This is a genomic window from Ralstonia sp. SET104 (assembly GCF_003851545.1).
In the GTDB taxonomy this organism is placed as follows: Bacteria; Pseudomonadota; Gammaproteobacteria; order Burkholderiales; family Burkholderiaceae; genus Ralstonia.
Map to the genome: position 1 here is coordinate 157,225 of NZ_BHVX01000010.1, position 7,783 is coordinate 165,007.

The 7,783-nt window shown below is 63.5% G+C and carries 9 protein-coding genes and 1 pseudogene; 8 read left to right on the forward strand and 2 right to left on the reverse strand.

The window, feature by feature from the left end; all coding sequences use genetic code 11:
• Position 1 precedes the first annotated feature (1 nt).
• The 4 genes and pseudogenes from phaZ to PSUB009319_RS14795 all read left to right on the forward strand — a co-directional run bounded on the left by phaZ (position 2) and on the right by PSUB009319_RS14795 (position 3,352).
• Entirely contained in the window at positions 2 to 1,231 is a 1,230-nt protein-coding gene (gene phaZ, locus PSUB009319_RS14780) for a polyhydroxyalkanoate depolymerase (protein ID WP_124382973.1), read from the forward strand.
• Between the two features lie 54 nt (positions 1,232 to 1,285).
• Positions 1,286 to 1,699 (forward strand): annotated as a pseudogene (locus PSUB009319_RS23285) (transposase); the annotation flags it as partial.
• A gap of 157 nt (positions 1,700 to 1,856) precedes the next feature.
• Positions 1,857 to 2,153: a periplasmic Cu(I)/Cu(II)-binding protein CopK gene (gene copK, locus PSUB009319_RS14790; RefSeq protein ID WP_124382974.1), complete on the forward strand. Its 297-nt coding sequence runs from the start codon at positions 1,857 to 1,859 to the stop codon at positions 2,151 to 2,153.
• A 47-nt stretch (positions 2,154 to 2,200) separates the two neighbouring features.
• On the forward strand, positions 2,201 to 3,352 hold the full coding sequence (locus PSUB009319_RS14795; protein WP_374704201.1) for a patatin-like phospholipase family protein: 1,152 nt from the start codon (positions 2,201 to 2,203) through the stop codon (positions 3,350 to 3,352).
• Positions 3,353 to 3,417: 65 nt separating this feature from the next.
• Here the strand turns inward: PSUB009319_RS14795 and PSUB009319_RS14800 are convergent, their stop codons facing one another.
• Complete coding sequence (locus PSUB009319_RS14800; protein WP_124382975.1) at positions 3,418 to 4,068, reverse strand: NrsF family protein; 651 nt, start codon at positions 4,066 to 4,068, stop codon at positions 3,418 to 3,420.
• The gene (locus PSUB009319_RS14805) at positions 4,068 to 4,697 is read right to left on the reverse strand and encodes a sigma-70 family RNA polymerase sigma factor (protein ID WP_306308032.1); all 630 of its coding nucleotides are present in this window, start codon (positions 4,695 to 4,697) and stop codon (positions 4,068 to 4,070) included. Before PSUB009319_RS14805 ends, PSUB009319_RS14800 begins: the two co-directional genes overlap by 1 nt.
• Positions 4,698 to 4,857: 160 nt before the next feature.
• On the opposite strand from PSUB009319_RS14805, the gene PSUB009319_RS14810 reads away from it, so the two are divergent.
• Genes PSUB009319_RS14810 through PSUB009319_RS14825 form a run of 4 tightly spaced genes read left to right on the forward strand, consistent with a single transcriptional unit; the run spans position 4,858 to position 7,349 of the window.
• Positions 4,858 to 5,178 (forward strand): DUF2282 domain-containing protein, encoded by a 321-nt coding sequence (locus tag PSUB009319_RS14810; RefSeq protein WP_124382976.1) that lies wholly within the window; start codon positions 4,858 to 4,860, stop codon positions 5,176 to 5,178.
• A gap of 14 nt (positions 5,179 to 5,192) precedes the next feature.
• Positions 5,193 to 6,083 carry a DUF692 domain-containing protein gene (locus PSUB009319_RS14815; RefSeq protein ID WP_124382977.1) on the forward strand — a complete coding sequence of 297 codons (891 nt, stop codon included), beginning with the start codon at positions 5,193 to 5,195 and terminating at the stop codon, positions 6,081 to 6,083.
• A complete protein-coding gene (locus PSUB009319_RS14820; RefSeq protein WP_124382978.1) occupies positions 6,055 to 6,882 on the forward strand; it encodes a DNA-binding domain-containing protein in 828 nt (275 codons plus the stop codon). Before PSUB009319_RS14815 ends, PSUB009319_RS14820 begins: the two co-directional genes overlap by 29 nt.
• Positions 6,879 to 7,349 (forward strand): DoxX family protein, encoded by a 471-nt coding sequence (locus PSUB009319_RS14825; RefSeq protein WP_124382979.1) that lies wholly within the window; start codon positions 6,879 to 6,881, stop codon positions 7,347 to 7,349. The genes PSUB009319_RS14820 and PSUB009319_RS14825 overlap by 4 nt, the downstream gene beginning before the upstream one ends.
• The last annotated feature ends 434 nt before the right edge of the window (positions 7,350 to 7,783 follow it).

The window sequence follows — 7,783 nt, forward strand, 5'->3', positions numbered from 1 at the left end:
CATGTGGTATGCGCTCGTCGAACAGCAACGTCACTGGCTGCGCCTGTGCAGCGAGTCGGCACGGCAGGCGCTGAGCATGTGGCCGGCCACGACGCAGCCGCATGTGGCAGCGTCGTATTACGACGATCTGTTCGCGTCGTTGCTTCACCCTGCGGTGGCACCGCCGCCTTTCGCGCTCGGGCAGCTCGTGCTCGACGGCCGCCAACACGCGATTGCCGAAACGGTCGTGGTCGACGCACCGTTCTGTGCGCTGCGCCGCTTCTCGTGCGTCGGCCGCACGCCCGCGCCCCGCGCAATCCTGCTTTGCGTGCCACTGTCGGGCCACGCGGCCGTGATGATGCGCGAGACGGTCGCACTGTTGCTCGAGGACGGCGACGTGTACGTTACCGACTGGCTGAACGCGCGCGACGTGCCGCTCGACGCGGGCCGCTTCAGTCTCAACGACTACGTGCGGATGCTCGACGGCTTTCTCGGCACGTTGTCCGCCGACAGACGGCCGCTGCACGTCGTTGCGGTCTGTCAGGCGACGTATCCGGCGCTCGGCGCGCTCGCGCTGCGTGCGAGCAGTGGCTTCAGGCCGCCCGTTAGCGTTGCGATGATCGGCGGCCCGCTCGACGCGCGGCGCAATCCGAGCATGCTCGGCCGCGCGGCCGAATCGCGTTCGCTCGAATGGTGCCGACGCAACCTGTTTGACATCGTGCCCGCCGGCTTCGCCGGACACGGACGCGATGTGTTTCCCGCGTATCTGCAGCTGGCGGAAATCGTTGCCGTCTATCCGTTTCGCTATTTGTCGCTCATCGACAGCTACGCGGACGCGACGTCGCACGACGACCCCGACGCGCTCGCCGACGCACAGTGCGCGCTGCGTGATTACATGGCACTGCTCGACATGCCCGCCGAATATTTTCTCGACATCGTTGATCAGGTATTCCAGCGGGCCTGTCTCGCGAACTGCACGTGGCGTGTCGACGGCGAAGCGGTGCGGCCCGACGCGTTGCGCGACACCGTGCTTATCACCATCGAGGGGCGTCTCGACCCGATCACGGGCGCCGGGCAGACACATGCCGCGCACGGGCTGTGCGCAGGGATCGACGACGCGAGGCGGTATCATCTGGATGTCGAGGCGTGCGACCACTACGGGCTTTTTACCGGACCTCACTGGCGCACCGTCGTGCATCCGGCGCTGCAGGCCGCCTTCAGCGCCGGCGAGCGCGGCGCGCATCTGTCATAGGTAGGACACTAGACAGAGGTGGCGCCGCCGGCGCACGGTGGGCACGTCATGCTGATGCCCGAGGACACGCCACTCGACGAGTTGGTTCGCACCGCCCATCGGCGCTGGCGCATCGAGCGTGACCACCAGGATCTGCAGCAAGACTGTGGCCTGGACCATTACGAAGGACGTGGCTGGCGAGGATTCCATCACCACGCCAGCCTGAGCATTGCCGCCTACGGCTTGCTGATGGCTGAGCGCCTGCTCGCCGAGCACGCCGGCGACAGTAAAAAAAACTTCATCGCACAAGTGCCTGGCGTTCCCCGGGATTACATCCCGCGCGACAGCCCTGCGCGCGCGCAGCGCCATGTTCCGACCTCGATCACGAGCCTGCGCCATAACCTGAGCTACCGCCGATGCCCCGCACAAGTGCCGCCGTTCAATCGAGGAGGGAAACCTTTTGAGTCCCGCGAGCGAATCTTTTGGTAAGGAGAGGTTCGAATGCCCGTCCGTTTGCTGACAGCACGCAGTCTGGAAAGCAAGCAGCTGTGCCTGCGCAGACGTGCCTCAGGCAAGGCGCCTACGCGAAGCGGTAGCCCGATTCGCCGTCCCGTCTCACACGTTATGTTACGAATGGAGGCTAGCCATGTATCGGGATTTCGTCATTGCCGCCGTCGTTGCCGTGGCACCGTTGTTCGCTTTCGCGGCTGACATTGACATGCGCGATGTCGTGAAAACCTATGAGCTCAAGGACGGCTCGACCGTGTATGTCTTCAGAGATGGGAAAATGGGCGTCGAGAGCAAATTCGGGCGTGCGGTCCGGGTAAAAGAAGGGCAGGTGCTGGAAACCAAGGACGGCACCACGATCGTCATGAAAGGCAACGCGGTCGCCCGCATGGACGCGCTGCTAAAGGAAAGCCTCTACGGCTACGGTGGGCGTTGATCAGGCCTGGCCGCGTCGGGCGCAACAGGAGACGTGCCGTGGACGACATCAACGTATCAGCCTCCACCAGCGGGGGCGGTACAAATCCTCGCGAGGACTTGGCACTGCCTGGACAAGTGGTGCTGGTCCTGCAGGGAGGCGGCGCACTGGGAAGCTACCAGGCGGGCGTCTATCAGGCGCTTCACGAAGCCGGCATCGAACCGGACTGGGTCATCGGCACGTCGATCGGCGCCATCAACGGGGCGATCATCGCCGGCAACCCGCCGGCCGAACGGCTGGACCGTTTGCACCGCTTCTGGGATAGCGTGACGTGCGGCGTCTCGTCCCCGCTGGCCAGCACCTCCGCAGCGGCCGAGAGCGCCCTTTGCAAGTTAAGCGCGGTCCTCAACGGACTTCCTGGATTTTTCCGGCCCCAGCCCCGTGCATGGCTCAGCCCACAATTGCAACTCGGCCCCGACGCGGCCGCGTATTACTCTACGGCGCCGCTGCGCGAGTCGCTCGCCACGCTGGTGGACTTCGATTATTTGCGTGAACGCCATGTGCGGCTGACCGTGGGCACGGTGAATGTGCGCACCGGCAACCAACACTATTTCACGAACCGCGATACCACGCTGACGCTGGAACACGTGATGGCCTCCGCCGCGCTTCCGCCGGCATTTCCTGCCGTGCGCATTAACGGGGAAAGCTACTGGGACGGCGGCATCCATTCCAATACGCCGCTCGAGGCAGTGCTTGATGACAATCCCCGACGCAGCTCGGTCATCTTTGCGGTGCAATTATGGTCGCCGCAAGGCACCGAACCGGAAACCATCTGGGAGGTGATCGGCCGCCAAAAGGACATTCAGTACGCAAGCAAGGCCGAAACCCAACTGGCACGCCAGCGCCAGATTCATCGCTTGCGGCACGTCATCCGCGAACTCGCCCAATACATTGCGCCGGCCGAGATTGATTCGCCGGCGGTCAAGGCGCTGTTGCAATGGGGATGCGGGACCACGATACAGGTCATCCAGCTGCAGGCACCGCATTTGGACAACGACGATCACGCCAAGGATATCGATTTCAGCGCCGCGCAGTTACTGGCACGTTGGGAAGCCGGTTATCGTGCCACTAGGCGAACGATCGAGCTCGCCCCTTGGCGAGACAAACTGGATCCTGTGGAAGGGATTGGGGTGCATGCTGTCACGATGTCGCCCGCCTGAGCCCTGACTCGCAGATCACGAAGAGCACGGGCGCGCTCGAGGTTGAACCCGCGCGTTCGGCACCCTCAGCGTGGCGCTAGCCAGTCCCACAGCCGCTGACCACACACGCCACTGATACCGACCAATACCAGCGTGGCCCCGAAGTTCCATAGCAGAATCAAGGCCGTGGCATCCAGCGGGTGAAGGATGGACAGCGCTACTGCCGCCAGTGCGGCAATGGCCAAGCTGCCGCACATCGCCACAGGCGCGGGCGAGAGCCACGCCACATAACGCAGCATCATCAGCAAGGCACCTGAAAGCGGCACGCTGACCATCACCAGCGTGCCGAAGCAACGCGCCGTTTCCCCGAGCCAGATGCCGTCCGGTCCGATATTGACCCAATCGGTGAGGCACCCGTAGCCGATCGTGGTGACCCAGACCGCCAGGGCCGGCGCAGGCAGGAGCAGCCATCGGCGCGAACGCCCCGGGATGCTTGCAACGAATGTTGCTACGGCAGCCAATACACCCGTCAATGCGGCGGCCGCGACACCGACTGAGAACACCGGCTGCCGCAGCTTGAGCGCCAAATCCGGCCGCACGCCATGCACGAGCGCGACAAGCGCCAGTACCAGCATGGCAAGCAGCAACCAGGACGCAGCCCGCACGACGGGCGGCCGCAGCCGCCGTACCGGCCTCGCATCGGCCGCCAAGGATTCGATCAGATCTAGGGTCCGCATTACGGCTTGCTATCTCGTGATTCCAACAGTTTGCGCAGTGTCTTCAGTGCGCGATGCGTTGCCACTTTCAACGCGGCAACGGACATCCCGCTGGCCGCGGCGGCCTCCTTCAACGACATCTCCTCGAGTTTCAACATCCGCACTGCCTCGCGCTGTCCTTTGGGCAGGCGCGCCACCGCCTCGTGCACAACGCGCGCATCCACTGTCCTCTCTGATAAGTTCGATTCATCGGCAAAAAAGGTTTCCAACTCGGCATCGAGTGCGGTTTCGTGCAGCCCGATGCGCCCCTGCCGGCGCAAGCAATCGATAATGCGCCGCTTCGCGATGGCAACCAGCCAAGGTCCGAACGGCCTCGCCGGATCGTAGGTGTGGCGGACCGCATGTATGGTCAGCAGCACGTCTTGCACCGTGTCTTCGACATCGCTGCGGTTGCGGAAATAACGCGCAGCGAACGCTCGCAGATAGGGGGTGATTTCTTCGAGCAGGCGCCGATAGGCTTCTCGGTTGCCGCCTTGTGCCTGGGCCATGGCGACCGACCAGTCTGTCGTACCATCAGCCCGCGATGTCGCTGCATCGGACGAATGGCCGTCAGGCCCAGCCGCGCCGTGAGCCTCGTTCATGTCACGCATGGCACTGTCTCGCGGGTAGAGGAGCATGCTTGCATTCTGTGTCATAGCCAGCTATTTGTCGCCCAAATAGATTCCGTCGAACCGGTAACCTTTGGTCGGGCTTGGACGAATTTTCTTACGCGGTCACGATTCCAGACCGGAACCCTTAGGAGAACGCAAGATGGACAAGCATGCATTGGCCGCCACCACGCTGTCGGCCGCACTCGGGCTCGCCTTCGGCGCGGCAGCCTTGCCAGCTCAGGCGCAGGCCACGAAAGACATGAGCGGGATGCCGCAGATCGTCAAGGACAACATGGCCAAGATGGCGAAGAACCACCTGGAAAAATGTTATGGCATCAACGCCGTATCGAAGAACGATTGCGCGGAAGGTGCCCACTCCTGCGCCGGACAAGCGACCCAGGCGCGCGATCCGAAGTCGTTTGTGATGCTGCCTGCCGGCGACTGCAGCAAGATTCAAGGTGGCAGCGTCAAGCCGGCCTGAGCCAGGGGCAAGCGATGACTGTCGCGCGTGTTGCAACGCAACGCGAGCCCAGCCCGATTCCGGCGCGCGCCGGGGTCGGGCTGCGCTTCAAGCACCACCAGGCGGTGGTTGAGACGCGTCCGGCCGTTGCGTGGTTCGAGGTCCATACCGAGAACTACATGGGCGGGGGCGGCGCGCCCGCGTATCTGGACGCGATCCGCCAGGACTATCCGATCTCGCTGCATGGCGTGGGCCTGTCGCTGGGCAGCGCGGACGGGCTGGACGCCGGCCACCTGGCACGCGTGCGCGAGGTCGTCCAACGGGTCGACCCCGGCCTGGTTTCCGAGCATTTGTCCTGGAGCGTGGCCGGCGGAACCTACTTCGCCGACCTGCTGCCGCTGCCGATGACGGTCGAAGCCCTGAACGTCGTCTGCCGGCATATCGATCAGTTCCAGAGCGCGCTCAAGCGGCGCATCCTGGTGGAAAACCCGTCGACTTACCTGCGTTACCCGCACTCGACGATTCCCGAATGGGAATTCCTCGCCGAAGTCGCGCGCCGCACCGGTTGCGGCATCTTGTGCGACGTCAACAATATCTTTGTCAGCGCCAGCAATCACGGCTGGGATGCGACGACCTACCTCAACGCGTTGCCGGTGTCGGCCATCGGCGAGATCCATCTGGCCGGCCACAGCGTCAGGCAGCTCGAACAGGGGCAGATCCTGCGCATCGACGATCACGGCTCGCGGGTCTGCCCGGCGGTGTGGGCGCTTTACGCAGAAGCGCTCAGGCGCTTTGGCCCGGTTCCCACGCTGATCGAATGGGACACCGATGTGCCGGAACTGAACGTCCTGATGGAAGAGGCGGCAATCGCAGAGGCGGTATTGGAAATCCAGCGCAATGAAAGCTTGTGCCCCGACACTCTCTGAGCTGCAGCGTGCGATCAGCCGGAACCTGCTGCGCAGTGCCGGCGTCGACGCGGTCAGCGACGTCCTGGATTACGTGGCTGCGGACGGGCTGGAGCCGCACAAGCGGCTCGGCATCTACGACAACACCGCCACCAGTACGCTGGTCAAAGCGCTGCAGCTCTCCTTCCCGGCAATTCAATCGCTGGTGGGCACCGAATTCTTCGAAGGCGCGGCGCGTCTGTTCATTGAAGCCTCGCCACCACAAAGTGCTTGGCTGGATGCGTATGGCTCAGCCTTTCCCGATTTTCTGGCGCAGATGCCAGAAGCGGCCTCGCTTGCCTACCTGCCGGACACCGCAAGGCTCGAGTGGGCCGTCAACACCGTACTGCATGCGCCCGACATGCAGCCGCTCGATCTGGAACGCTTAGCGCAACAGGCTCAAGCCAAACCGGCAGACATCGTTTTCGTGCCGCATCCGGCTGTGCGGTTGCTCCAATCCAACTTTCCTGTGGACACGATCTGGCGGGCGGTGCTGAACCGCGATGACGGTGCCCTGGGGGCTCTCGACTTGGCCGAGGGTCCGGTCTGGCTACGTGTCTTGCGAACGCCCGTCGGCGTCGATGTCGGCCGGCTGGAGGAGCCTCAGTGGCGCTTTGCGACCGCGCTGTTCGCCGGACGCCCGTTGCACGCGGCACTTGAGGACGCCGCCTCTTCCGAAGCACAGGCGTGGCTCGGCGGGCTGCTGGCAGATGGATGCTTTGCCGCCATTGACCTCGGCAGCCGGACTCCCGATTCGACCCTTTGGAGCTGGAACCCATGACCTACCCGACACAACCCACGCTCCCATCCACCGGCTTTGCCTTGCGTGTACGACGCATAGTGGCATGGCTGGACCGAGTTCCACATACGGTCCTTGCGCTGCCCCTGCGGCTCGCTGTTGCCACGGTCTTCTGGAATTCGGCGATGACGAAACTGGCGAATTGGGAAACCTCCCTTGAACTGTTTCGCGAAGACTATCGGCTACCGTTGCTTCCGCCCGATCCGGCCGCCTACCTGGCGGCATCGATTGAGCTGACGGCACCCATTCTGCTCGTGCTGGGATTGGCGACGCGGCCGGTCGCGCTGATCCTGCTCGGCATGACAACGGTGATCGAAGTGTTCGTCTATCCGCTGGCATGGCCCACCCACATTCAGTGGGCGGCCATGCTGCTGGTGCTGCTGTGCCGCGGTGCCGGCGGCTTTTCGATCGATGCCTGGCTGCGCAAGCGCTGGTTCGGCATGCAATGAGTCTTGAACCTCCGCGTTTTGGAAAACGCGAACCCGTGCAGCGGAGGTAGAGCTAACCGCAGCACCCCAATTTGCTGCTGCACGGGCGGGCACGAAACAGAGGCGACCGGCTAAAACATGCCGCCGTCGCCTACCTTCGGCTCAGCAACTCCTCACCCTGGACTGCGGGCATTCGCGATTGAACTGGCAGGCGTCCGCGGGCATCGTTTCCTGCCGGATGAAGCCGCTGAGCGGACAGGTCAGCCCCGATCCAAGGTTCCATCGGCGTCCCGGAAGGATCTCGTCGACTGCCTACCGAATCTGCTGCGGCGCGCTCCAAGGCAATTGATTCTCTTTTAAAATCAATCGCTTACCGAAGATGTGGCGGATTTTTTGCGATTATGCGCAGCGCCGGATTATGCGCAGCGATACGAGCTTGATCCCAGTGCGACTAT